At 70.3% G+C, this 23450-nt stretch carries 23 protein-coding genes and 1 riboswitch; of the genes, 6 read left to right on the top strand and 17 right to left on the bottom strand.

Annotated elements, in window-relative coordinates; translation table 11 throughout:
• The first annotated feature begins 109 nt into the window (after positions 1–109).
• Entirely contained in the window at positions 110–1342 is a 1233-nt protein-coding gene (locus ACFY2Z_RS01135; protein WP_390742416.1) for a glycosyltransferase 87 family protein, read from the top strand.
• Here the strand turns inward: ACFY2Z_RS01135 and ACFY2Z_RS01130 are convergent.
• Together ACFY2Z_RS01130 and ACFY2Z_RS01125 are read right to left on the bottom strand one after the other, a co-directional pair.
• A complete protein-coding gene (locus ACFY2Z_RS01130) occupies positions 1303–1479 on the bottom strand; it encodes a hypothetical protein (RefSeq protein ID WP_390742082.1) in 177 nt (58 codons plus the stop codon). The two genes, ACFY2Z_RS01135 and ACFY2Z_RS01130, sit on opposite strands and share 40 nt — an antisense overlap.
• Entirely contained in the window at positions 1476–1691 is a 216-nt protein-coding gene (locus tag ACFY2Z_RS01125; RefSeq protein WP_390742081.1) for a hypothetical protein, read from the bottom strand. Before ACFY2Z_RS01125 ends, ACFY2Z_RS01130 begins: the two co-directional genes overlap by 4 nt.
• Positions 1692–1804: 113 nt before the next feature.
• Between ACFY2Z_RS01125 and ACFY2Z_RS01120 the strand changes: the two genes are divergently transcribed.
• On the top strand, positions 1805–2332 hold the full coding sequence (locus ACFY2Z_RS01120) for a PadR family transcriptional regulator (RefSeq protein ID WP_390742080.1): 528 nt from the start codon (positions 1805–1807) through the stop codon (positions 2330–2332).
• Positions 2333–2336: 4 nt separating this feature from the next.
• Here ACFY2Z_RS01120 and ACFY2Z_RS01115 read toward each other — a convergent pair whose 3' ends face one another.
• The 5 genes from ACFY2Z_RS01115 to ACFY2Z_RS01095 all read right to left on the bottom strand — a co-directional run bounded on the left by ACFY2Z_RS01115 (position 2337) and on the right by ACFY2Z_RS01095 (position 7887).
• Positions 2337–3533 carry a hypothetical protein gene (locus ACFY2Z_RS01115; protein WP_390742079.1) on the bottom strand — a complete coding sequence of 399 codons (1197 nt, stop codon included), beginning with the start codon at positions 3531–3533 and terminating at the stop codon, positions 2337–2339.
• A gap of 44 nt (positions 3534–3577) precedes the next feature.
• Positions 3578–4672 (bottom strand): NlpC/P60 family protein, encoded by a 1095-nt coding sequence (locus ACFY2Z_RS01110; protein ID WP_390742078.1) that lies wholly within the window; start codon positions 4670–4672, stop codon positions 3578–3580.
• A gap of 221 nt (positions 4673–4893) precedes the next feature.
• Entirely contained in the window at positions 4894–5934 is a 1041-nt protein-coding gene (locus tag ACFY2Z_RS01105; protein WP_390742077.1) for an NlpC/P60 family protein, read from the bottom strand.
• 329 nt (positions 5935–6263) lie between these two features.
• Positions 6264–7613: an NYN domain-containing protein gene (locus ACFY2Z_RS01100; RefSeq protein ID WP_390742076.1), complete on the bottom strand. Its 1350-nt coding sequence runs from the start codon at positions 7611–7613 to the stop codon at positions 6264–6266.
• Between the two features lie 34 nt (positions 7614–7647).
• Positions 7648–7887 carry a hypothetical protein gene (locus ACFY2Z_RS01095; RefSeq protein WP_390742075.1) on the bottom strand — a complete coding sequence of 80 codons (240 nt, stop codon included), beginning with the start codon at positions 7885–7887 and terminating at the stop codon, positions 7648–7650.
• Between the two features lie 156 nt (positions 7888–8043).
• Between ACFY2Z_RS01095 and ACFY2Z_RS01090 the strand changes: the two genes are divergently transcribed.
• Together ACFY2Z_RS01090 and ACFY2Z_RS01085 are read left to right on the top strand one after the other, a co-directional pair.
• Positions 8044–8739: a rhomboid family intramembrane serine protease gene (locus tag ACFY2Z_RS01090; RefSeq protein WP_390742074.1), complete on the top strand. Its 696-nt coding sequence runs from the start codon at positions 8044–8046 to the stop codon at positions 8737–8739.
• 134 nt (positions 8740–8873) lie between these two features.
• A complete protein-coding gene (locus tag ACFY2Z_RS01085) occupies positions 8874–9155 on the top strand; it encodes an Lrp/AsnC family transcriptional regulator (protein WP_390742073.1) in 282 nt (93 codons plus the stop codon).
• A 191-nt stretch (positions 9156–9346) separates the two neighbouring features.
• Here the strand turns inward: ACFY2Z_RS01085 and ACFY2Z_RS01080 are convergent, their stop codons facing one another.
• From ACFY2Z_RS01080 to ACFY2Z_RS01055, 6 genes are all read right to left on the bottom strand, one after another.
• Positions 9347–10708 carry an aminotransferase class V-fold PLP-dependent enzyme gene (locus ACFY2Z_RS01080; protein WP_390742072.1) on the bottom strand — a complete coding sequence of 454 codons (1362 nt, stop codon included), beginning with the start codon at positions 10706–10708 and terminating at the stop codon, positions 9347–9349.
• Positions 10709–10909: 201 nt separating this feature from the next.
• Positions 10910–11026, bottom strand: a riboswitch (SAM riboswitch).
• Between the two features lie 137 nt (positions 11027–11163).
• Entirely contained in the window at positions 11164–12228 is a 1065-nt protein-coding gene (gene trpD, locus ACFY2Z_RS01075) for an anthranilate phosphoribosyltransferase (protein ID WP_390742071.1), read from the bottom strand.
• Between the two features lie 135 nt (positions 12229–12363).
• Positions 12364–14001: a cytochrome bc complex cytochrome b subunit gene (locus ACFY2Z_RS01070; protein WP_390742070.1), complete on the bottom strand. Its 1638-nt coding sequence runs from the start codon at positions 13999–14001 to the stop codon at positions 12364–12366.
• The gene (locus tag ACFY2Z_RS01065) at positions 13998–15056 is read right to left on the bottom strand and encodes a Rieske 2Fe-2S domain-containing protein (protein ID WP_390742069.1); all 1059 of its coding nucleotides are present in this window, start codon (positions 15054–15056) and stop codon (positions 13998–14000) included. Before ACFY2Z_RS01065 ends, ACFY2Z_RS01070 begins: the two co-directional genes overlap by 4 nt.
• The gene (locus ACFY2Z_RS01060) at positions 15053–15865 is read right to left on the bottom strand and encodes a c-type cytochrome (RefSeq protein ID WP_390742068.1); all 813 of its coding nucleotides are present in this window, start codon (positions 15863–15865) and stop codon (positions 15053–15055) included. Before ACFY2Z_RS01060 ends, ACFY2Z_RS01065 begins: the two co-directional genes overlap by 4 nt.
• Before the next feature lie 113 nt (positions 15866–15978).
• A complete protein-coding gene (locus ACFY2Z_RS01055) occupies positions 15979–16599 on the bottom strand; it encodes a heme-copper oxidase subunit III (RefSeq protein ID WP_390742067.1) in 621 nt (206 codons plus the stop codon).
• Positions 16600–16777: 178 nt separating this feature from the next.
• On the opposite strand from ACFY2Z_RS01055, the gene ACFY2Z_RS01050 reads away from it, so the two are divergent.
• Positions 16778–17179 carry a hypothetical protein gene (locus tag ACFY2Z_RS01050; RefSeq protein ID WP_311690734.1) on the top strand — a complete coding sequence of 134 codons (402 nt, stop codon included), beginning with the start codon at positions 16778–16780 and terminating at the stop codon, positions 17177–17179.
• Between the two features lie 146 nt (positions 17180–17325).
• Here ACFY2Z_RS01050 and ACFY2Z_RS01045 read toward each other — a convergent pair whose 3' ends face one another.
• From ACFY2Z_RS01045 to coxB, 4 genes are all read right to left on the bottom strand, one after another.
• A complete protein-coding gene (locus tag ACFY2Z_RS01045) occupies positions 17326–18597 on the bottom strand; it encodes an Ig-like domain-containing protein (RefSeq protein ID WP_390742066.1) in 1272 nt (423 codons plus the stop codon).
• A 128-nt stretch (positions 18598–18725) separates the two neighbouring features.
• A complete protein-coding gene (locus ACFY2Z_RS01040) occupies positions 18726–19124 on the bottom strand; it encodes a cytochrome c oxidase subunit 4 (RefSeq protein WP_390742065.1) in 399 nt (132 codons plus the stop codon).
• Positions 19121–20857, bottom strand: coding sequence for a cytochrome c oxidase subunit I (ctaD, locus tag ACFY2Z_RS01035; RefSeq protein WP_390742064.1), 1737 nt, complete (start codon positions 20855–20857; stop codon positions 19121–19123). The genes ACFY2Z_RS01040 and ctaD overlap by 4 nt, the downstream gene beginning before the upstream one ends.
• Complete coding sequence (coxB, locus tag ACFY2Z_RS01030; protein ID WP_390742063.1) at positions 20854–21813, bottom strand: cytochrome c oxidase subunit II; 960 nt, start codon at positions 21811–21813, stop codon at positions 20854–20856. The genes ctaD and coxB overlap by 4 nt, the downstream gene beginning before the upstream one ends.
• Positions 21814–22071: 258 nt before the next feature.
• Here coxB and ACFY2Z_RS01025 point away from each other — a divergent pair, with 258 nt between their 5' ends.
• Complete coding sequence (locus tag ACFY2Z_RS01025; RefSeq protein WP_390742062.1) at positions 22072–23448, top strand: cysteine desulfurase/sulfurtransferase TusA family protein; 1377 nt, start codon at positions 22072–22074, stop codon at positions 23446–23448.
• Positions 23449–23450 lie beyond the last annotated feature (2 nt).

Here is a 23450-nt window from a genome sequence, read left to right as displayed (position 1 = left end):
ACCGTCCTCACACCTCCGCACGGCCGCGCTTCATGGCCCTCGCACAGTCCCGCACGGAATCATGGCCCCGCAGGGTGACGACGGCGGGATGCGCCGGAACAGGGGTCGGGTGGAAATGGCGAGCACACGGAGGTTCCCGGTCTGGCTGCTCGCCGTATGGAGCCTGACCAGGGTGACCCTGCTGCTCTACGCCCTCAGGGTGCTCGTCTTCCCCGGCCCGGACGTCACCACCGACGTCTCGGTCATCTATCACAGCTGGTACGACACCCTGCGCACCGGGACGTTCCCGCGTCACGACGTCACCTGGCAGTACCCGCCCGCCGCCGCGCTCGCGATCCTCTCCCCCGCGCTGCTGCCCTTCCTGGACTACACGCAGGCCTTCTTCGTTCTCGCCCTCCTCGCCGACCTGGTCGTCGTCTGCCTGCTCTGGTACGCGGGCACCCGCCCCGGCAGGACACCGCGCGGCGCCTGGCTGTGGACGGCCGGCGTCGCCCTGCTCGGCCCGACCGTCTACGCCCGCTACGACGTGATGGTGACCGCGGTGGCGGTCGCGGCGCTGCTCGCGGGGGCGGGCCGGCCGCGCGTGATGGGCGCGCTCACGGCCGTCGGCGCCCTGCTGAAGGTGTGGCCGGCGCTGCTGCTGGTGGGGGCCGCGAGCCGCCGGGCCTGGGTCTCTGCCGCGGCGACGGCCGGCGCACTGGCGCTGCTGTTCGGTCTGACGGCGCCCGGCGCCTTCTCCTTCCTGACCGCCCAGCGGGACCGCGGCACCGAGGTGGAGTCGATGGGCTCGCTGGTCTTCCACATCGCCCGGCACTTCGGCTGGCAGGGACAGGTGCTGCTGAACTACGGCTCGGTGGAGTTCCTCGGCCCGTACGTGGACTGGGTGAGCGCGGCGGCCCTGGCCCTGTCCGTGATCGCCTTCGGCTGGCTGCTGCTGTGGCGGCTGCGCGTCCGCCGTCTGCCGCCGCACGCGCTCGCGGACGCGGCCTTCGTCGCCGTCCTGCTGTTCACGGTCACCAGCCGGGTGATCAGCCCCCAGTACCTGGTGTGGCTGGTGGGCCTGGCGGCGGTGTGCCTGTCCCGGCGCGGCAGCCGGATGGCCCTGCCCGCCGGACTGGTCCTCGCCGCCTGCCCGGCCACCGTCCTGGAGTTCCCGGTCTACTTCGGGAACGTCGTCGCCAGCGACCGACTGGGCGTCGCCCTCCTCCTCGCCCGCAACGGCCTGCTGCTCCTCGCCACCCTGACGGCCGCCCGGACCCTGTGGCGCACCACGGTCTCCGTCCCCCCGCCGGCCGTCCCTCCTCAGACCCCCCGCACCCAGGAGACTCTGGCGCCTTCCTGACGGGGCACCAGCAGGGCCAGCGCGCCGTACTGCAGCGCCATGGAGAGCGCGAACCCCATGGCGATCCCGGGCAGCCCGGCGAGTTCCGACAGGGCGTAGGAGAGCGGCAGTTGCACCGCCGTGCCGAGCGCCGTCACCCGCAGCAGCCGGGTGCGCCCGCGCCGCCCTCGAAGACCCCGCCGAGTGCGATGCAGCACGCCATCAGCAGCAGATAGGGGCCGATGCAGCGGCGGAAGAGCACGCCGTCGTGCGCGACCGCGGGCCCGGCACCGAAGGCGCGCATGATCCATGGCGCGAGGGTGCCCAGCAGCACCGCGGCGGCCAGCCCCACCGCCCCCGACACGAGCACGGCCTGCCGTCCGATCTCCCGCCCCTGTTCCCGGCTCCCCGGGTGTGCGCGGTGTGGATGGAGGCGGCCTGGCGGACCGCGTAGAAGGCCATGGTGGCGAGGTACATGACCTTGTGGGCGATCGCGTAGGCGGCCGCCGCCGTCACCCCGAGCCGGGCCACGAGCGCCACCAGGACCGGGGCGCCGGTCTGCCGCACGGTGAAGTCGGTCGACATCGGCAGGCCGGTGGTGAACGCGCGGCGCAGAGCGGCAGCCGCCTCGTGGCGGCCGGAAAGCTGGGCCAGCGCACCGAGGCGGGCACGAGCGCGGCTCCGCGCCGGATCCCTTCGCTCACCGACGAGGGCCGCGCGGACCTCCTGGAGCGGCTGCGGCACCCCAAGCAGGCCGAGATCACCGACCATGCCCGCTTCAACACCGTGCTGGCGTTTCTGCGGTATCTCCCGGACCCCGGCGAGCAGGCCGCGGTGCTGCGCCGTCGGCTGGACTTCCTGAAGACCCCGGCGAGCTTCTTCTACCGTGACGGCAGGCCCGTACGGGCCGAGGAGGCGGAGGATCCGTTCCGGGCGGGCATGCTGCGGGTCGCACGGGCGACGGGCGAGAGGGCCTGTCTGCGCGAGGCGATCGGCCGGTTGGAGGGTTGACCCGTCAGGCCAGTTGCGCCCGCAGATAGGCCCGCCACTCCCGGGTGAACGTCTCCAGGTTCGTCCCGAGGGTGTGCTGCAGGGCGGACTCGACCGCGCCGGTGCGGGTCCGGTGGTCGCCCACCGCTCGGTAGAAGGCGTTCAGCCGGGCCTCGCCCCAGTGGTCGGCGATCATCCGGCAGGCCAGCCAGCCGCTCTCGTACGCCTGCGCCAGGGTGTCCGCGTCCGTGGAGAAGGCGAAGTCCGTGTCCCGGGGCAGTGCGGCCGGGATCCGGCCCCGGGCGACCGAGCGGCCGAGTTCGGGGGCCACCTCCCTGGGGGTGCGGCCGCTGTCGCGGTAGCCGACCCAGTCGGCGTAGCCCTCGGACAGCCACAGGGGGGTGGCCGCCGTGGTGTGGGCGCGGGTGGCCACATGGGTGGTCTCGTGCCGGAGCACGACCTGCTTGCCCAGGTCGCCGAGGACGCCGTACGCGTCCGGGTTGACGATGATCCGGTCCGCGGGCGCCCGGGACGTGCCGCCCGCCTCCCCGGTGGTGACCGCGGCGATCCCCCGGTACCCGGACGCCGGCGCGCCGAGCAGCCCCGCCATTCCCTCCAGCGACCGCGGTACGAGCACCACGACGTGCTGGACCCAGTCCGTGCCCCACGCCCGGGTGACGGCGGGGACCGAACGGTCCGCGAGGTCCGCGTAGGTCCGCAGGAGGTCCCGGGGCTGCCCCACCCCGAGCACCAGGCTGTGCGTTCCACGGACCGTCTCGACCGCGCCCTGCTCCCACAGCTGTTCGCCGGCCTTCTGCGCGGGCTGGTCGGCGCTGACGTACCAGTGGCCGCCGGTGCGGGTCAGCCGCAGCACCCGGGCGGCGGTGACCGGCGCCCGGTCGTAGTCCTTGACGCGGTAGCGCAGTTCGGCGTCGGCACTCGCCCGGTCGCCGGTGCGGTGCAGGGCCGTGACGCGGTACGACAGGGCGGCCAGCGGAACGTCGCGCAGGTTGTCGAACTCGGCCGCGTCGGTGGTCCGTGCCTCGGTCGCGAGGAACGCGGGCCGGTTCCCGGCGAGAACGGCGGCCGCCCGCCGGTCGAGGACCTGCTGCACGGCGGCCGTCTGGGAGTCCGGCGCGGGCTGCCCGCCGCAGCCGACGAGCCCGGCGAGAAGCAGCACACAGCACGCCACGACCCCCGGCGCACGCCCATGACCAGCCACTGTCCGATCGTACGCGTCGGCCGAGCCGGGTACGGGTGCCGTGGTCAGGGCCGGGTGACCGAGGAGATCGGCAGCATCCCGACCGGGTCGTAGCGGACCGCGGCCCCCGGATGCGGTGCGTGGATGACCTGGCCGCCGCCGACGTACATGGCCACATGGCTCGCGTCGGAGCGATAGACGATCAGGTCGCCGGGACGCACCTGGGAGAGCGGCACCCGGTGGCCGGCGTACCGCTGCTCCTGGGAGGTGCGCGGCAGTCCGATGCCCGCCCGTCCGTACGCCCACTGCATCAGACCCGAACAGTCGAAGCCGCCCGGTCCGCTGGCTCCCCACACATACGGGCGGCCGAGCGCGGAGCGGGCCGCGGCGACCGCGGCCGCGGCGCGCCCGTCGGGCGCCTTGGCGGCGGTGAGGCCGGGCACGTCGGCGCCGGAGCGGGACGCCCGGTCGTAGGCGGCGCGCGTGCTGGACGGCAGGGAGGCGAGCAGCCGTCGCGCGATGGCGAGTTTGTGCTCGACGGTCCTCTTGTGCCGGGCGACGGCCTCGCGGTCGCGCTCCAGCTCGGCCAGCCGGCCGCTGGTGTCCGCGCGTTCCTGGGCCAGCTCGCGCAGGGCCCCCTGGAGTTCCCTGAGCTGTCCGGCCTGGCGGAAGCCGATCCGGTCGAGCACGGCCGCCCGGTCCAGATACTCGCCCGGGTCGTGGGACAGCAGCAGCCGGAGGGAGGAGTCGATGCCGCCGGAGCGGTACTGGGCCCCGGCGAGCGAACCGAGCGTGTCCCGCAGGGCGTTGACCCGGTCCTGCTGCCGGGCGATCCGGTCCTGCTCCCGGCCGACCTGCCGGCGCAGCGAACCGGTCTGCTCGGTGGCCTTGTCGTAGGCCTCGGTGGCCTGCTCGGCCTCCTGGTACAGCCGGTCCACCGCGACCCGGGCGTCACGCGCCGGGGCGGCGTCCGCGGGTGCGGCGCCGAACGCGGTGGCGGCTGCCGCCGCGGCGGCGGCCGACAGCACGGCGGCTGTCTTCCTCAGCGCCTGGTGCGCCTCCGGGGCGCCCTCCCCGGTGTCCCTTCGGCTCACCGGGCGCACGGCGGCGCCACGGCCCCGGCCGAGGCCGGTTGGTGCAAGGCGGCGATGGGACCCCACGACCGGTCGCACTCCCTTCCGCTGACAGACCCCCGCCGAACGGCGAGGGAAGCGCGGCAGACAGTAGCCGGGTGATCACTCAGGGTCCAAAGCCGCCGCGGTGGGCGCACAACGCGGCGCCCCGCCGCTGACGCAGGTCATCGGCGGGGCGTGGGGTCAGCGGGCGTCGCTGGAATTCGCCCGTTCGGGCGGAGTGGCGACCCGGTCCGAGAGGGATCCGATCAGACTCGGACGCCGAACATGAAGGGTCCGCCGATCGTGCTCATCGACTCGTAACGGACGACGGTGCCGGTGCGCGGGGCGTGCAGGATCTGGCCGTTGCCCGCGTAGAGGCCCACGTGGTGGATGTCGTTGAAGAAGAAGACCAGGTCGCCGACCTTGAGGTCGTTGACCGAGTAGATCCGGGTGCCTATGTTGGCCTGCTCCTGCGAGGTACGCGGGATGGAGACGCCGGCCTGCCCGTACGCCCATGAGGTCAGGCCCGAGCAGTCGAATTCGGCCGTGCCGGTGGCGCCGTACGAGTAGGGCCTGCCGATCATGGACTGGGCTGCGGCGAACGCCGCGGCCGCCCGGCCGGAGGCGGAGCCGGTGTTGCCGCTGAGGACGCTGCGCTCGCTGGCCCGGCTGGCCCGGTTCTGCTCGGCGGCGAGCTGCGCCTTCTCCTGCGCGGTCAGGGAGTTGAGCAGCTTCTGCGCCGCGGCGAGCTTGCCCTGGACTTCCTGCTTGTTCTTGCCCAGCTCGGTCCGGGTGGCCGCGAGGTCCTTGAGCTTGTCGGCGGCCTCCTGGCGCTCCTGGGCCAGCTCGCGCTGCTTCTCCTGGATCTTCTTGAGCGCCTCGACCTGCTGGCTGCTCAACTGGTCCAGCGTGGACGCCTTGTCGAGGTAGTCGTCCGGGTTGGAGGAGAGGAACAGCTGCACGGAGGGGTCGATGCTGCCGGTGCGGTACTGGGCGCTCGCCATGGTGCCGATGCCGTCACGCAGCTGGTTCAGCTCGTCCTGGCCCCGGGCGACCTTGTCCTGCAGGCCGGAGATCTCCTTCTCCAGCTTGTCCTGCTTCTCCTTGGCGCCGTCGAAGGCCTCGGTGGCCCGCTCGGCCTCCCCGTAGAGCTTGTCCACGCGGGACTTGACCTCGTCCTTGCTCGGCTTCTCGCTGGGGGCTGCGTTGGCGGCCTGGGCACTGAAGGCCACGGCGGCGGCAGCGGCGGTGGTGAGCACGGTCACACGGGTGCGGCTCGGCTGCTTGGGTCGACGGTGGGACGCCACGGGGGCGAGCTCCTTCTTCCTCCAGCCGCCTACCGACACGCCGGCGGGCGGTGCCCTCCGCCGGTCACCCACCCCTTGTGAGTGATCACCCGTGCGGAGGTTCGAGGCCCGACCCTAGTGACCTCGCTGTGATCAGTTCAAATCCTGAGCGGGAAAATTCCCGTCACGCAATGCATTCTTTGCACGGAACTCACCCGTGGTGACGCGGCCTTGACGCTACGTTGCGCAACGACTGTCCCAATTCGGGCATGACCGACGGATGTTGCGCTTGGTGCGTAGGCGACCCATGGGGTGTACGGCGCAACGCGCGGACCAGGCAAGGAAGTCCGTTATGCCCTGGAAAATCGCCTGAGCAGCACCACCGACGCCACGGGGCGGGCGCCCGCCCTGGCGACCCCGTCGGCCACCTCGCGGTCGGTGGAGACCACGATGACGGGCCGGCCCGGCGGCTCCGCGCGCACCAGCTGACGGATCAACTCGTCGGCGGTGACGCCCGGCTTGGAGAACAGGACCCGCACTCCGCGCGGCGGCGCGAGCAGCACGGGGGCGGCCAGTTCGGCCCCGTCGAAGACGCAGGTGACCTCCGCGCCGGTCTGTGCGGCGAGCTGCGAGAGCTGCCCGAGGAGCCTAAGGCGCTGCTTCTCCAGCGGCATCTGCGGATAGCCGGTCTTGGTGACGTTGTAACCGTCGACGACCAGATGCGCCTGCGGCAGCGCGAGCAGCTGGTCGAGGATGGCGGGATCGTTCTCGGACAGCGCCCGGGCCGCGATGTCCTTCGGTGTCATCCGTCCCGGTTCGACCGCATCCACGGTCTCCGCGGGCCGCACCGAGACCGGTGGCAGCGCCAGCTCCCGCCGCAGCCCCTGGGCCGCGTCCAGCACGGTGTCGAGCAGCAGCCGTACCCGCATGTCCTCGACGCTGCGCCCCTCGCGCACCGCCCGGCGCGTGGCCTCCAGGGCGGCCTCCGACTCACCGAGACGCGCCTTGAGCCGCCGGGCCTCGCTCTCGGCGGCGGACACCTGCGCCTGGCCCTCGGCGCGCACCGTCTCGATCTCGCCCTGGACCTTGCGCAGCGCGGACTCGCCGCGCTTGACGTCACTGAGCGCGGCGCGCAGCTTCCGGTGAAGCGATTCGGCTTCCTTGCGGGCCGACTCCAGCTCCGCGCGCAGCCGTTCGGTCTCGGCGCGGGTCTGCTCGCGGGCGGCGACCAGTTCCTCGCGCAGCCGTTCCAGTTCGGCCCGGCTCTCCTCGTCGGCGCGCTCGGCGTCCGCCCGCTGGGCCTCCTCGCCCGCGGCGGTCACGAGCTTCACCCAGCCCGCCGGGCGCAGTACATAGGCCGCGGCCGCCACGTCGAGCGGGTCCGCGGCCGGGGGCGGCGAGCCGGAGTCGAGCGCGCCGGTGAGTTCCGGCTGGGCCTCTCTGAGCTTCTCCGCGATCCGCTGCCGGAACACCGCGTCGGTCTCCAGGGCCGCCGCCATGGCGTTGCCGGCGAACTTGGCCCGGCGGTTCGGGGTGAATCGGGCGTACTGCCGCAACTGTGCGGGCAGTTCGGCCAGGGTCAGCCCGCCGAAGCCGTCCGAGACGATCTGTACGACCCGACGGCGCACTCCGTCGGGCATCGGACGGTCGAGCACCTCAGCGGTGCCGTCGACCGGCTCCCCGCCCGAAGTCTCCACCATCCGTCACCCCAATGCCTGTGCGGGGCCGCCTCCGTCAGGAGCCGGCGCCCGGCCTGTCCACGAGTTCCACCTGATCCAGGGCGTTGCACCAGCGGCAACGCACTGACTCGATGGTCTCACTGACCACCTCGCGCTCCTCGACCGTCGGTTCCCCGGCCAGATCGAGATGCACGTACTCGATCACCTTCGATGAGCGGGTCACGTCGAACCGGGTCAGGTTGCCGCAGAGCATGCAGCGCCAGCGGGTCGTGTCGGTCGGCGAGGGAACCGTCATCGTGGCTGCTCTTCCTTCTTCCAGTCTCCGTGATGCGCCAGTTTCCCTGGAGCGTGTGGCTCGTAACCCTACGGCCTGGCGGGCAACCGCCGCCTGCCCGTATCACGCGGCGAGGCACTCTGTGCTGATCGGTCCGGTTACGCCATGCTCTGTCCCATGATCAGCACCTGGGGCAGGACGGCCGGGAGGGCGTTGCGGGGGCAGTCGGCACCCGTGACGTACGGACTGATCGCGCTGTGCTGTCTGATCTTCGTGCTGGGGCCGGCCTCGGGCCTGAATCCCGCCTACGGCCGGGGCGAGGCGCTGCTCGCCGCCCAGCGGACCTACTTCGCCCGCTGGGGCGTGGTGCCCGCGGAGCTGTTCAGCGGGGCGCCCCGGGCCGCGCTCACCCCCGCCACGGCGCTCTTCGTGCACGGCAGCTGGGTGCATCTGCTCGGCAACATGCTGTTCCTCTACGTCTTCGGGGCGATGACCGAGGAGCGGATGGGCCATCTGCAGTTCGCCCTGTTCTACGGGGGCTGCGGCTATCTGGCGCTCCTCGGGTACGCGGCTGCCCACGCGCAGTCGACACAGACGCTGGTCGGCGCCTCGGGGTCGATCTCCGCGGTGCTCGGCGCGTTCCTGTTCCTGTTCCCCGGGGCCCGGGTGACCAGTCTTTTCCCGTTCCTCTTCTTCCTGCCGCTGCGCTTCCCCGCCTGGGTGGTGCTGCCCTTCTGGGCGACACTGCAGTGGATCGCGGCGGGCCGCGCCGCCCAGGGCCCGGGCGTCGCCTATCTGGCCCATGTGGTGGGGTTCGCACTGGGCTTCCTCTACGCCTGGGTGCGCAGGCCCGTACTGGTGGCGCCCCCGTGAACCCCCGCGTCCGCGACGGGACACGGACGTACTCCGGCAGGCGGTTCCCGCGCCGCCGGAGTACGTCTGTTGGTGCGCGATGGAGCAGGTCTTAGAGTGACAGTCCGAGCGTGCACCTAGGGAGACTGTCAGCCGTGATCACTGCGATCGTGCTCATCAAGACCAGCGTGGACCGGATCCCCGAGATCGCCGAGTCGATCGCCGCGCTGGACTGCGTCAGCGAGGTCTTCTCCGTCACCGGCACGTACGACCTGATCGCCATGGTCCGGGTGCAGGCCCATGACGACCTGGCGGACGTCATCCCCGGCCGGATCAGCAAGATCCCGGGCGTGCTGGCCACGGACACGCATGTCGCCTTCCGCACGTACTCCCAGCACGACCTGGAGGCGGCGTTCGCGATCGGGCTCGACAACTAGTGCCCCCACAGGCACGTTCGCCCCGTCGCGGAGCACGCTCCCCCCAGCTCTCGGCTTCGCTCGAGCAGGGGGGACCCCATGACGCCGCTCCTTGACGGGCAGACGCTGCCACGCCGCACTCGGCGGTCACCCACCGATCAGCCGTGTAGACAACGCTTCAGGTCAACACACCTGGTGCGGTGACCGGGGTGTCAGACCGCCGGGACGCAGCGCCCGTCCTCCGTGCGGTACGTCCACCGCGCGCCCTCCCGGACCAGTTCCCCGACCGCCCGGACGAACCGCTCCACATGCTCGTCGGGCGTGCCCGCGCCGAAGCTGACGCGGATGGCGTTCAGGGACCGCTCACCGGGCACGGCCTCGGGGGCGCCGCACTCGCCCTGGGTGCCCGGGTCGCCGCCCAGCAGGGTGCGGACCAGCGGATGGGCGCAGAAGAGGCCGTCGCGCACGCCGATGCCGTACTCGGCGGAGAGCGCGGCGGCGAAGTGGGAGCTGTTCCAGCCCTCGACGACGAACGAGAGGACGCCGACACGGGGCGCCTCGTCGCCGAAGAGGGAGAGCACCTTGACCTCCGGGATCCCGGCGAGTCCGTCCCGGACCCTGCGGACGAGGAACTGCTCACGGGCGACGAGCGTGTCGAAGCCCGCTTCTGTGAGGGCCTTGCAGGCCGAGGCGATGGCGTAGGCGCCGATCACATTGGGCGAACCGGCCTCGTGCCGCGCGGCGCTCTCGTGCCAGTCGACGTCCACTCCCCCGTCCGTCCGCCGGGTGACCCTGCGGCTGGCTCCGCCGCCCGCGAGGTAGGGCTCGGCCGCGCGCAGCCAGTCGGCACGGCCCGCCAGCACGCCTGAGCCGAAGGGGGCGTAGAGCTTGTGGCCGGAGAAGGCGACCCAGTCCACCCCGAGGTCCGTGACCGACACGGGGTGGTGCGGGGCCAGCTGGGCGGCGTCCAGGACGATACGGGCGCCGTGCGCATGGGCGGCCTCCGCCAGCTCGCGTACGGGCCACAGCTCGCCGGTGACGTTGGAGGCACCGGTGACGCAGACGAGGGCCGGTCCGTGGGGGTCGCGGTCCGCGAGGGCGCGCTCCAGGGTCCGTACGGCCTGCTGCGGGGTGCGCGGGGCGTCCAGGACGGTGACCCGGGCTTCCCGCCAGGGCAGCAGCGAGGCATGGTGCTCGGTCTCGAAGACGAAGACCTGGCAGTCGGCCGGCAGGGCGGCGGCGAGGAGGTTGAGCGAGTCGGTGGTGGACCGGGTGAAGATCACCTGGTCCTCCCCGCGGCAGTCCAGGAAGGCGGCGACGGTCTTCCGGGCGTTCTCGAAGAGGTCCGTGGACAGCTGCGACAGATACCCGGCGCCGCGGTGGACGCTGCCGTAGTAGGGCGCGTACGCCGCCACGTCGTCCCAGACCCGCTGGAGCGCCGGGGCGCTGGCCGCGTAGTCGAGCGCGGCGTAGGTGACGGCGCCGCCCGTGACGAGCGGGACGCTGACATCCCTGCCCAGAACGGGCAGCGGGGCACAAACGGACTGGTCGGCGGCAAGGGTGGAGACAGACATGGATGGACTCCCGTGAAGGCAGAGGGGATCACCGCACCGAAGGGCGCGCGCACGGGCGCGCGGCTGCCTCGACGGCACGGGAAAAGGGTGAAAAGGGGATGCGGAGGCGGGGCTCTGCGGCCCTAGCGCATTCGCTTGCTCACGGAAGGCTCCCTCGAACGACCAGGACCCCTGGCCCCACGCTCACCACAGCGTGTGAGGGGTCCGCGCTTGCCGTGGACCTCGCTGCCCACGACCCGGTCTTCACCCGGGGCACCCCGCCACGGACGGAGGGTTGCCGGACAGCCGGCCGGGGCCGAGTGGCTGTCGCTCATGACCTGGGCAGGACGCTACGTGACATGATCGGGCGGCCGCAACATCTGTCCGGATGCCGGGACATACGCCCTCCGGCGCACAGGCGACGGCATGCGAAAGGGGGAGCCCGGCCGTGCCGCGCTCCCCCTTCGCCCCGGGGCTCAGCGGTGGCTCGCGGCCACCCAACGCTCCAGAGACCGCTTCGCGGCGCCCGAGTCGATCGACTCCTCCGCCCTCGCCATCCCGGCCCGCAGCTGCTCGGCCAAGGGCGCCCCGGTGGGCTCCAGGGCCACCAGCGCCGCCGCCGAGTTCAGCAGCACCGCGTCCCGCACCGGCCCGGTCTCCCCGTCCAGCAGACGCCGCGCCACGTCGGCGTTGTAGGAGGCGTCGGCGCCGCGCAGCGCCTCCACCGGCACCAGCTCGATGCCGACGTCCCGGGGATCGAAGGTCTCCTCGGCGACCTTGCCGTCGCGGACCACCCAGACCCGGGACGTCGAGGTGGTCGTCAGCTCGTCCAGTCCGTCGTCGCCGCGGAAGACCAGGGACGAGTTCCCGCGCTCGGCGAGGACTCCCGCCACGATGGGCGCCATCCGCGGGTCGGCGACCCCCACCGCCTGGGCCTTCACCCGCGCCGGGTTGGTCAGCGGACCCAGCACGTTGAACGTCGTACGGATCCCGAGCTGGCCGCGCGCCGCGGCCACATGCCGCAGTGCGGGGTGGAACTTCACCGCGAAGCAGATGGTGATCCCGGCCTCCTCCGCCACCTCGGCCGTCCGCCGCGGGGTGAGGTCCAGATTGATGCCGAGCTTCTCCAGCACGTCCGAGGAGCCGGACGCGGACGACGCGGCCCGGTTGCCGTGCTTGACGACCTTCGTGCCCGTGCCGGCCACCACGATCGACGACATCGTGGAGATGTTGACCGTCTTCGCGCCGTCGCCGCCGGTACCGACGATGTCGACCGCCGGACCCGGCACCTCGATCACGTTCGCGTGCTCGTACATGGCCCGGACGAGCCCGGTGATCTCCTCGACCGTCTCGCCCTTCGCCCGCAGCGCCACGACGAAGGCGGCGATCTGCGCGTCCGTCGCCTCGCCGCGCATGATCCGGTCCATCGCCCAGGCCGTGTCGTCCACGCTCTGGTCCTGGCCGTCCAGCAGGGCGTTCAGCACCCGGGGCCAGGAACGGCCCGCCGCGGTGTCGCCTCCAGCGGGGTTCACAGCGCTCATAAGCCGCTCCTGGGTCGGTGTCCCGGCCGGGACACGTTTCTCGAACAGGTCCACCCTATCCAGCCCCGGGCACGGCAAAGGGCCCCGTCCGGATGTGGACGGGGCCCTTCGACCGTGGCGTGGCGCGCGCAGCGATCAGTGGTGGCCGTGGCCGCTCGTGATCTCCTTGTACTCCTCGACCGTGGCCTTGGGGATCTGGTTGTCCTCCCCGTAGTAGGCGTTGCTCAGGCGGGCACGCAGCTTCTCCGAACCCTTGACCTTCCGCTCGACGCCGTTCTCGTCGACCGTCGGGCCGATCTCGGCCGGCTTGTACTGCTCGTGCGCCGTGAGCGTGTGCAGCTGCTCCTGGCTGAGCGGCTCGTGGACCTCGATGAACTCACCGTGCGGCAGCCGCTTGATGATGCCCGACTCGCGGCCGTGCAGCACCTTGTCCCGGTCGCGGCGCTGGAGGCCGAGGCAGATCCGCTTGGTGACGATGAACACGAGCACCGGCACCACGAAGAAGGCGATGCGGACGAACCAGGTGATCGAGTTGATCGACAGGTGGAAGTGCGTGGCCCAGATGTCGTTGCCGCCACCGACGAGCAGCACGAAGTACCAGGAGATCCACGCGGCGCCGAAGCCGGTACGCGTCGGCGCGTTGCGCGGGCGGTCCAGGATGTGGTGCTCGCGCTTGTCGCCCGTGACCCAGGACTCGATGAACGGGTAGACCGCGATGGTGACCAGGACCAGCGGGAAGATCACCAGCGGGATGAACACACCCAGGACAAGCGTGTGGCCCCAGAAGTTGATCTCCCAGCCCGGCATCGTACGGATGAGGCCCTCGGAGAAGCCCATGTACCAGTCGGGCTGAGCGCCCGTGGAGACCTGGTCCGGACGGTAGGGGCCGATGGCCCAGATCGGGTTGATCTGCGCGATCGCCGCGATGGCCGCGATGACCCCGAAGACCAGGAAGAAGAAGCCTCCGGCCTTGGCCATGTAGACCGGCAGCAGCGGCATGCCGACGACGTTGTTGTTCGTCTTGCCGGGACCCGCGAACTGCGTGTGCTTGTGGTAGAAGACCAGGATCAGGTGGCCGACCACCAGGCCGAGCATGATGCCCGGCAGCAGCAGGATGTGGATCGAGTAGAACCGGGCCACGAAGTCGCCGCCGGGGAACTCGCCGCCGAAGAGGAAGAAGGACAGGTACGTGCCGACGATCGGCACGGACAGGATCGCGCCCTCCATGAAGCGGACACCGGTGCCGGAGAGCAGGTCGTCCGGGAGCGAGTAACCGGTGAAGCCGGTGAACATGCCCAGGACGAACAGCAGGAAGCCGAACAGCCAGTTGATCTCACGCGGCTTGCGGAACGCGCCCGTGAAGAACACGCGCATCATGTGCACGAACATGCCGGCGAGGAAGATCAGCGCCGCCCAGTGGTGGATCTGCCGGATCAGCAGACCGCCACGGACGTCGAAGCTGATGTGCAGCGTCGAGTTGAACGCCTCGCTCATCAGCTGACCCTGGAGCGGCACGTAACTGCCGTGGTACACCACCTCGTTCATCGAGGGGTGGAAGAACAGCGTCAGGTACACACCCGTGAGGATGATGATGATGAAGCTGTAGAGGCAGACCTCACCCAGCATGAACGACCAGTGGTCGGGGAAGATCTTGCGCATGTTCGACTTGGCCAGGGAGTAGATCCCCAGGCGGCCGTCGGCCCAGTCGGCGACGCGCTCGCCGGCCGGTGCCCGTCCGCGCGAAGCGGACTCAGGGGTCGTTGAAGTGCTCATCCGCGCTCCCAGAAAGCAGGACCGACGGGCTCTTCGAAGTCGCCGAGCGCCTCGAGGTAGCCGTCCGCGTTGACGCCGATATGCAGCTGCGGCAGAGCGTGACCAGCCGGGCCGAAGATGACCCGGCCACCGTCGGAGAGATCGAAGGTGGACTGGTGGCACGGGCAGAGGACGTGGTGCGTCTGCTGCTCGTACAGGGAGATCGGGCAACCGACGTGGGTGCAGATCTTCGAGTAGGCCACGATGCCCTCGTGGGACCACGAGAGTTCCCGCTTGTCCTTGATGTTCTCCGGCTGGAGCCGGACGAGCATCAGGGCGGCCTTCGCGATCTGCTGCTGGAAGTCCTCGTTGGTCTCCTCCAGGCCCTCGGGCTTGGCGAAGGTGAGCGAACCGACCGCGATGTCCGAGGGACGCATCGGCTGGTTCGTGTTCATGTTGACGAGGAGCTTGCCCTTGGACCACAGCGTGTGGCGCAGCTTGGTGCCGGGCAGCGTGCCGAGGTCACGCAGCAGGAACAGACCGGAGAGCGGCACCATGGCCAGCGCGCCGAACATCGTGTTCCGGATCAGCGAGCGACGGCCGAGCTGCGACTCCTTGGCACCCGCCTGGAAGTCGGCGAGGACCTTCGCCTTGACCTCGGGCGCCGCCTCGATCGGGTGACGCTCGTCGGCGACCTCGACGTCGGACATCAGGGTGCGGGCCCAGTGGACCGCGCCCGCGCCGATCGTGAACAGCGCCACGCCCAGCGTCAGGCCCAGCGCGAAGTTCATCGCGCTGATGTGCCCGATCGGGAAGACGTAGATCGACCGGTCGTTCGGGATCGTGACGTACGAGGCGATGAAGCCGAGGGTGGCCAGCATCGACACGGTGAACAGCATGGCGACCGTGCGCTCGGAGCGCTTGGCGGCCCGCGCGTCGATGTCCTGGATCCGGTGCTCGTGGGGCGGCAGCCCCGGGTCGGCGAACGGGTTCTCCTCGTCCGCGACCGCTACGGCACCGTGCTCGTCGTCCTGCTCAGCGGGCAGGTTCTCTTCGGGAATGTCTTGGCTACTCATGACTTCTTGGCCTTTGCGGTCCGAGCGGCGACCCAGACGGCGACCGCGATCAGCGCGCCCAGTCCGAAGATCCAGGCGAAGAGGCCCTCGGAGACCGGGCCGAGTCCGCCCAGGTCGAGACCGCCGGGGTTCTCGGTCTGGTCACCGTTGACCGCCTTGACGTAGGCGATGATGTCCTTCTTGTTCTGCTGCGACAGGGTGGTGTCGGGGAAGGACGGCATGTTCTGCGGGCCGGTCTGCATGGCCTCGTAGATGTGCTTCGGGTCGACGCCCCCGAGGCTCGGCGCGAACTTGCCGTGCGTCAGCGCACCGCCCTCGCCCGTGACGTTGTGGCACTGCGCGCAGTTGGTGCGGAAGATCTCGCCGCCCCTGGCGACGTCGGCACCCTCGGGGCTGTAGTCGTTCTTCGTCGGCACGGCCGGGCCGGCGCCGAGCGAGGAGATGTACGCCGCGAGCTGGTCGATCTGGGCCTGCGAGTAGATGTTCTTCTTCTTCGTCACCTGGGGGCCCTGGGAGGTGGCGGCCGGCATACGGCCGGTGCCCACCTGGAAGTCCACGGCCGCGGCGCCGACGCCGACCAGGCTCGGACCGTCGGAGCCGCCCTGACCGCCGGTGCCGTGGCAGCTGGCGCAGCCCACCTGGTAGAGCTTCTTGCCCTCCTCGATGGCGAGGGACTGGGAGGTTTCATCGGCCTGCGCCTTGCTCGCGGGCGCGAACGCGGCGTACAGCCCCCCGGTGGCCGCCAGCGCGAGGAGTAGGACGACGACAGCCGCCAGCGGATGGCGTCGTCGTGCGGAGAGCTTTTTCACGGATTACCCCGGTGTCAGGATCTTCTGCGTCGATGCTTCTGGAAATGGATCGGATCGTCGCGAGCGCTCGGCTCACCCAGATCGGGTGAACGGCCGCCGCGGCCGATCGCTGATTACCTGATCAGGTAGATCGTGGCGAAGAGGCCGATCCAGACGACATCGACGAAGTGCCAGTAGTAGGACACGACGATGGCGGCGGTCGCCTGCTCGTGAGTGAACCTCTTGGCCGCGTAGGTGCGGCCGAGGACCAGCAGGAAGGCGATGAGACCACCCGTCACGTGCAGACCGTGGAAGCCGGTGGTCAGGTAGAACACCGAGCCGTACGGGTCCGAGGACAGCGAGAGGCCGTCCTTCTTGACCAGCTCGGTGTACTCGAAGATCTGACCGCCGACGAAGATCGCACCCATGACGAAGGTGAGGATGAACCAGCCGCGGAGCTTCTTCACGTCACCGCGCTCGGCCGCGAACACGCCGAGCTGGCAGGTCAGCGAGGAGAGCACCAGGATCGTGGTGTTGGTCGCCGAGAACGGAAGGTTGAGATGGCTGGCCATCTCCTTCCAGTGCGTCGGACCCGTCACCGATCGCAGGGTGAAGTACATCGCGAAGAGGGCCGCGAAGAACATCAGCTCGGAACTCAACCAGATGATGGTTCCGACGCTGGTGAGGTTCGGCCGGTTGACCGACGGGTGCGCGTGCCCGGTTTCTACTGTCGTTGCTGTCGCCACGACCGACATTATGTCGGGCGCTTATCCCGCCCTCACTCCGGGGGGTGCCGTTCGGAGTGTCCGCACCGTCTGGAGTGCCCGTATGGCCCACCGAAGCCGTGTGCGAACCGCTGTTGACCGGGTGTCCGAGGGAGTAGCATCCGCCCCAACGGTCCGTTCCGTACGACGCTGACGTCCCGGAGGAAGCATGCAGCCGACCGCCACGGTGCTGGTCTACAGCGACGACTCCCGCACCCGCGAGCAGGTGCGGCTCGCAGCCGGGCGCAGGCCGGCGCCGGACGTCCCCGAGGTCCGGTTCGTGGAGTGCGCTACGCCCGCCGCGGTCGTCAGCGAACTGGACAAGGGCGGCATCGACGTGTGCGTCCTGGACGGCGAGGCCGTGCCGATGGGCGGCATGGGCGTGTGCCGGCAGATCAAGGACGAGATCTTCCACTGCCCTCCGGTGCTGGTGCTCATCGCGCGCCCGCAGGACGCGTGGCTGGCCACGTGGAGCCGGGCCGATGCCGCCGTGGCGCTGCCGGTGGAGCCGGTGGAACTGGCCTCCGCGCTGGCCTCGCTGCTGCGGCGGCGGGCCCTTGCGAGTGCCTGACGGCGCCGTGGGCGCCCCGGGGCCGCCGGCCGTGACCACGGGCCTGACGCGACGCCATGGGGCGCCCTGGCGGCCGTCCAGGGCCGCGTAGGCCTCTCGTGCGACCTCACCGGCCCCGCGCGTCTCGCCGGGGCCGGGCGCCTCTCTCACACCGCCTGCGGGCGCAGTCTCGCGATGTCCGTCGGGCTCGGGCCGGGCTCGTCCGGGGTCAGGGCGCTGCCCTTGCCCCACCTGGCCCAGTCGAGGTTCCAGTCGCCGTAGCCGTTGCCGAAGGGGTCCATCTGCCTGCCCCGGGAGTTGACGACCTGGACGATGTCGCCCAGCCGCACGGTGTCGAAGAACCAGTGGGCGTTGCCGGTGGTCATGCCGGTGCAGCCGTGGCTGACGTTGGCGTACCCCTGGTAGTCGACGGACCAGGGCGCGGCGTGGACGTATTCACCGCTCCAGGTCACCCGGGCGGCCCAATAGACCATCAGATCGAAGGAGTCGCTGGAGTTCGTGGAGATGCCGATCGTCGTCCCGCGCATCCGTACGGCGGGCTGCTTGCCGATGATGACCTTGATGCCGTTGCGGGTGTCGTAGCCGGGTCTGCCGGTGGTGACGGGGATCTGTCGGAGCACCTGGTCGTTCTTGTAGACCGTCATATGGTGCGCGGCGGCGTCCGTGACGGCGATGAGGCGGTCGCCCATGGTCAGTTGCACGGGTTTGCTGTCGGCGCCCCACAGGCGGTCCGAGACCTTCACGCCCGCAAGGTTGCTGTGCACCGTGACGGTGGCGTGCGCGGGCCAGTAGTCCTTGGGGCGGTAGTGCAGCGTCTTGTCGTCCACCCAGTACCAGGAGCCGCCGACCGCGGGCACCGAGTCCACCTTGAGGGCGCGTTCGACGATCGCGCGGGACGCCTTGTCCTTCACGGGCTCGCTGAGTGCCGCCGTGACGGGCTGGCCGACGCCGTAGGTCCCGGTGTCGGGGCCGAGGGCGACGTTCAGCGTCTTGGTCTTCGGGACGGCCGTGTCGAACTCGAGGACCTTGCGGCCGGGTGCGCCGTCCTCGTCCTCGGTGCTCACCCGCACCGTGTAGTGGGTGCCGGCGGCCAGCGGTGAGGTGCTGTGCCAACGGCTGCCGTCGGCGTTGAGTTCACCGGCCAGATAGCGCCCTCGGGCGTCCACGGCCGTGACGTCGGTGATGCGTCCGTCCGAGTCCGAGGCGGTGATCTCCAGAGGCTTGTCGGGATCCGCCTTCTTGTCGTTGTCGTCAGGCGCGTTGTAGGCGATCTGGTCCGCCGCGTCGAACGGATGCGCGGCGAGCGGGTCGCCGTCGACGCCGCAGGCGACAGGGCCCACGGCAAGGGATATCAGCAGCAGGGTGCAGCCGACGACCGTGCGGTGTCGTGGCCCCCGGAAGAAGACTGAGTGGCTCATGACCTCACGCTATGAACCCCGCTGGGCCGCGGCGCGCCGAGAGAGCCGTGCGGGGGACGTGAAGCGCGCCAAAAGAGGGAGCCCGGACACTTCGGAGAGTGTCCGGGCTCCCGTGCGTTCAACGCGTGTTACTGGGTGCGGTTCTCACCGCGGTAGTACTCGAAGACCCAGCCCCACAGGCCCACCAGGATCAGCGGGGCGGAGAAGTACATCAGCCACCAGCCGATCGCGATGGACAGGAAGGCCAGCGCGCCACCGACGCCGAGGGCGAGCGGCTGCCAGCTGTGGGGGCTGAAGAAGCCGACCTCACCGGCGTCGTCCGCGACGTCGGCCTCCAGGTTGTCCTGGGCGCCAGCGTCGACCCGCCGGGCCGTGAAGGCCAGGTAGTAGCCGATCATCACGCTCAGGCCGAAGGCCAGGAAGAGCGCGGTGGTACCGGCCGGTTCCTTCGACCACAGGCCGTACACGACGGCCATGATCAGGAGGAAGACGGCCAGCCAGAGGAACATCTTGCCCTGGATCTTCACTTGCCGGCCTCCTTGCCACCGGAGACGGCCTTGCTACCGGCACCCGCGTGCTCGAGCTGCTCGAGCGCGGCGATCTCCGGGTGGTGCAGGTCGAAGGCGGGGGATTCGGAACGGATCCGCGGCAGGGTGAGGAAGTTGTGCCGCGGCGGCGGGCAGGAGGTCGCCCACTCCAGCGAACGGCCGTAGCCCCACGGGTCGTCCACGCCGACCGGCTTGCCGTACTTCGCCGTCTTCCACACGTTGTAGAGGAACGGCAGTATCGACAGACCGAGCAGGAACGAGCTGATCGTCGAGATCGTGTTCAGGGCGGTGAAGCCGTCGGCCGCGAGGTAGTCCGCGTAGCGTCGCGGCATACCCTCGGCGCCCAGCCAGTGCTGCACCAGGAACGTGCCGTGGAAGCCGATGAACAGCGTCCAGAAGGTGATCTTGCCGAGGCGCTCGTCGAGCATCTTGCCCGTGAACTTCGGCCACCAGAAGTGGAAGCCGGCGAACATCGCGAACACGACCGTACCGAAGACCACGTAGTGGAAGTGCGCCACCACGAAGTACGAGTCGGAGACGTGGAAGTCCAACGGAGGCGAGGCCAGGATGACACCGGTCAGACCACCGAAGGTGAAGGTGATCAGGAAGCCGGTCGCCCAGAGCATCGGTGTCTCGAAGGACAGCGAGCCCTTCCACATCGTGCCGATCCAGTTGAAGAACTTCACACCGGTCGGGACGGCGATGAGGAACGTCATGAAGGAGAAGAACGGGAGCAGTACGCCACCGGTGACGTACATGTGGTGCGCCCACACCGTCACGGACAGACCGGCGATCGCGATGGTCGCGCCGACCAGACCCATGTAACCGAACATCGGCTTACGGCTGAAGACCGGGATGATCTCGGAGATGATGCCGAAGAACGGTAGAGCGATGATGTACACCTCTGGATGGCCGAAGAACCAGAAGAGGTGTTGCCACAGTAGAGCGCCGCCGTTTGTCGCATCGAACACATGCGCACCGAACTTGCGGTCCGCCTCCAGGGCGAACAGCGCGGCCGCGAGGACCGGGAAGGCCAGCAGGACCAGAACGGCGGTCAGCAGCACGTTCCACACGAAGATCGGCATGCGGAACATGGTCATACCGGGTGCGCGCATGCAGATGATGGTGGTGATGAAGTTGACCGCACCGAGGATCGTGCCGAAGCCGGAGAAGGCCAGACCCATGATCCACATGTCGGCGCCGATGCCCGGCGAGCGGACGGCGTCCGACAGCGGGCTGTAGGCGAACCAGCCGAAGTCGGCCGCGCCCTGCGGGGTGAGGAAGCCGCCGACCGCGATGGTCGAGCCGAACAGGTAGAGCCAGTAGGCGAACATGTTCAGCCGCGGGAACGCCACGTCGGGCGCGCCGATCTGCAGCGGCATGATCCAGTTCGTGAAACCGGCGAACAGCGGCGTCGCGAACATCAGCAGCATGATCGTGCCGTGCATCGTGAACGCCTGGTTGAACTGCTCGTTCGACATGAACTGCAGGCCCGGACGGGCCAGCTCGGCGCGCATGAGCAGAGCCATGACGCCGCCGATGAGGAAGAACGCGAACGACGTGACCAGATACAGCGTGCCGATCGTCTTGTGGTCAGTGGTGGTCAGCCACTTGACGACGACGTTGCCGGGATTCTTGCGCCTGACCGGCAGCTCGTTCTCGTATGAGCCTACGGCTGCGGCGGCACCCTGGGGTTCGTTGAGGATGCTCACAGGTTGTTCGTCTCCCGGTTCTTCTCGTGGCTCGTCTGCGCGATGCCCGCGGGGATGTAACCGGTCTGCCCCTTCTTCGCCAGGTCCTTGAGGTGCTGCTCGTAACGATCGGGCGAGACGACCTTCACGTTGAACAGCATCCGGGAGTGGTCGACGCCGCAGAGCTCGGCGCACTTGCCGCGGAAGGTGCCCTCCGTGTTGGGGGTCACCTGGAAGGCATTGGTGTGGCCCGGAATGACGTCCTGCTTCATCAGGAACGGCAGCACCCAGAAGGAGTGGATGACGTCGCGCGAGGTCAGGACGAAGCGGACCGTCTTGCCCTTGGGGAGCCAGAGGGTCGGACCGGGGTTGTTGGTCTGCGGGTTCCGCGTGGCCGGCGTACCGAAGTCGTAGACACCGCCGGCGTTCGCCGGGAAGTCATTCTTGAACCGGTCCGGGATCGCGCTCAGGTTCGGATCGGTCTTGGCGTCACCGGTCACCCCGCTGACGGGGGTGACGTAGTTGAAGCCCCAGCTCCACTGGTAGCCGACGACGTTGATGGTGACGTCGGGCTTCTTGTCGAGGCTGAGGAGCTTCGACTCGTCGCGGGCAGTGAAGTAGAAGAGCACCGAGACGATGATCAGCGGAACCACGGTGTACAGCGCCTCGATGGGCATGTTGTACCGGGTCTGCGCAGGTACTTCGATCTTGGTGCGGCTGCGCCGGTGGAACATGGCGCTCCACAGGATCAGGCCCCAGACCAGCACGCCGGTGGCGAGCGCGGCCGCCCAGGAGCCCTGCCACAGGGAGAGGATCCGCGGAGCCTCTTCCGTGGCCGGGGTGGGCAAACCAAGGCGGGGGAAGTCCTTGTATGTGCAACCGGTGGCGGTCGCCAGGACCAGGCCCGCGGTCAGTGCCTGCAGCAGCTTCCGCCGCATCGGGCGCCGCGGCGAGCGGTCGGAGCCGTTGGGACTCACGTAGCGCCTTCCCGAGAGTCTCGCCCGCGCGGTCGGCTGCCGCCTTCTCGCTGGTCGGTCGCCGCCCTGCGTCGGGCAGGGGTTTGGATGTTTATGCGGACCAAACCCTACTGGACGCCATTTGGGGCCGCGCGGGGAGGGTACCCAACGCGCCGCCGGACACCCCGAAGGGAGGGAATGCCCGGTTGTGGGCCCCTGCTGACAGGCTCTTCGGCCGCTGCGAGAGGCCTCGCGGTTCGCAGGAGTTAGCGTTGCGGTGTGTCCTACTTCGACGCCGCCTCCGCCGCTCCCCTGCACCCCGTCGCACGTCAGGCCCTGCTGGCCTCCGTGGACGAGGGATGGGCCGATCCTGCCCGGCTGTACCGTGAGGGCCGGCGGGCCCGCATGCTGCTGGACGCGGCGCGCGAGGCGGCCGCCGAGGCCGTGGGCTGCCGTCCGGACGAGCTGGTGTTCACCGCCTCCGGCACCCGGGCGGTGCACTCCGGGATCGAGGGGGCGCTGGCCGGCCGCCGCCGGGTCGGACGCCACCTGATCGTGTCTGCCGTCGAACACTCCTCTGTCCTCCATTCGGCGGAGGCGTTCGAGGCCGCGGGGGGAACGGTGACGCGGGTGCCGGTCACCCGGGCGGGCAGGGCCGAGACCGAGGCGTACGGGGCGGCGCTGCGCCCGGACACCGCGCTGGCCTGTCTGCAGTCGGCCAACCACGAGGTGGGCACGGTGCAGCCGGTGGCCGAGGTGGCCGAGGTGTGCCGGGCGGCCGGGGTGCCGCTGCTGGTGGACGCGGCGCAGTCGCTGGCCTGGGGCCCGGTGGAGGGCGACTGGTCGCTGCTGACGGCGAGTGCCCACAAATGGGGCGGACCCTCGGGTGTCGGGCTGCTCGCCGTCCGCAAGGGGGTGCGGTTCGCGCCACAAGGGCCCCTGGACGAGCGGGAGTCGGGGCGGGCGGCCGGGTTCCAGAACATCCCGGCGATCGTGGCGGCCGCGGCGTCGCTGCGCGCGGTGCGTGCCGAGGCAGCCCAGGAGGCGGGCCGGCTGCGGGAGCTGACGGAACGGATCCGGACGCGGGTGCCGGAACTGGTCCCCGATGTGGAGGTGGTGGGCGATCCGGTCCGGCGGCTGCCCGGGATCGTCACCTTCTCCTGTCTCTATGTCGACGGGGAGACGGTGCTGCACGAGCTGGACCGTGCGGGCTTCTCCGTCTCGTCGGGCTCGTCCTGTACGAGCAGCACGCTGACCCCGAGCCATGTGCTCAAGGCGATGGGGGTGCTGAGCGAGGGCAACGTCCGGGTGTCGCTGCCGCCGGGAGTCGAGGCCGACGAGATCGACCGATTCCTTTCGGTGCTGCCGGACGTGGTGGCGACGGTGCGCGAGAAGCTCGGCGCGCCGGCGCCGCGGACGGCCGTGCACGAGGACGCCCTCGTCGTGGACGCCCTCGGCAAGGTGTGCCCGATCCCGGTGATCGAGTTGGCGAAGGTCATCGGGGGCGTCCCGGTGGGCGGCACCGTACGCGTCCTCGCGGACGACGAGGCGGCCCGTCTGGACATCCCCGCGTGGTGCGAGATGCGGGGGCAGCAGTACATGGGCGAGGAGCCGGCGGAGCGGGGCTCCGCCTACCTGGTCCGCCGGCTCTCCTGACG

The sequence above is a fragment of the Streptomyces sp. NPDC001222 genome, from assembly GCF_042896945.1.
Lineage (GTDB): Bacteria > Actinomycetota > Actinomycetes > Streptomycetales > Streptomycetaceae > Streptomyces > Streptomyces gibsoniae.
Note: the sequence above shows the minus strand (reverse complement) of the source record. Positions and strands in the feature narration are given on the sequence as shown.

Coding starts and splice junctions, on each gene's coding strand:
- ACFY2Z_RS01045 (WP_390742066.1), bottom strand. CDS start 18,597: ATGAGCCACTCAGTCTTCTTCCGGGGGCCACGACACCGCACGGTCGTC.
- ACFY2Z_RS01050 (WP_311690734.1), top strand. CDS start 16,778: ATGCAGCCGACCGCCACGGTGCTGGTCTACAGCGACGACTCCCGCACC.
- trpD (WP_390742071.1), bottom strand. CDS start 12,228: ATGAGCGCTGTGAACCCCGCTGGAGGCGACACCGCGGCGGGCCGTTCC.
- ACFY2Z_RS01070 (WP_390742070.1), bottom strand. CDS start 14,001: ATGAGCACTTCAACGACCCCTGAGTCCGCTTCGCGCGGACGGGCACCG.
- ACFY2Z_RS01080 (WP_390742072.1), bottom strand. CDS start 10,708: ATGTCTGTCTCCACCCTTGCCGCCGACCAGTCCGTTTGTGCCCCGCTG.
- ACFY2Z_RS01090 (WP_390742074.1), top strand. CDS start 8,044: ATGATCAGCACCTGGGGCAGGACGGCCGGGAGGGCGTTGCGGGGGCAG.
- ACFY2Z_RS01055 (WP_390742067.1), bottom strand. CDS start 16,599: ATGTCGGTCGTGGCGACAGCAACGACAGTAGAAACCGGGCACGCGCAC.
- ACFY2Z_RS01100 (WP_390742076.1), bottom strand. CDS start 7,613: ATGGTGGAGACTTCGGGCGGGGAGCCGGTCGACGGCACCGCTGAGGTG.
- ACFY2Z_RS01065 (WP_390742069.1), bottom strand. CDS start 15,056: ATGAGTAGCCAAGACATTCCCGAAGAGAACCTGCCCGCTGAGCAGGAC.
- ACFY2Z_RS01095 (WP_390742075.1), bottom strand. CDS start 7,887: ATGACGGTTCCCTCGCCGACCGACACGACCCGCTGGCGCTGCATGCTC.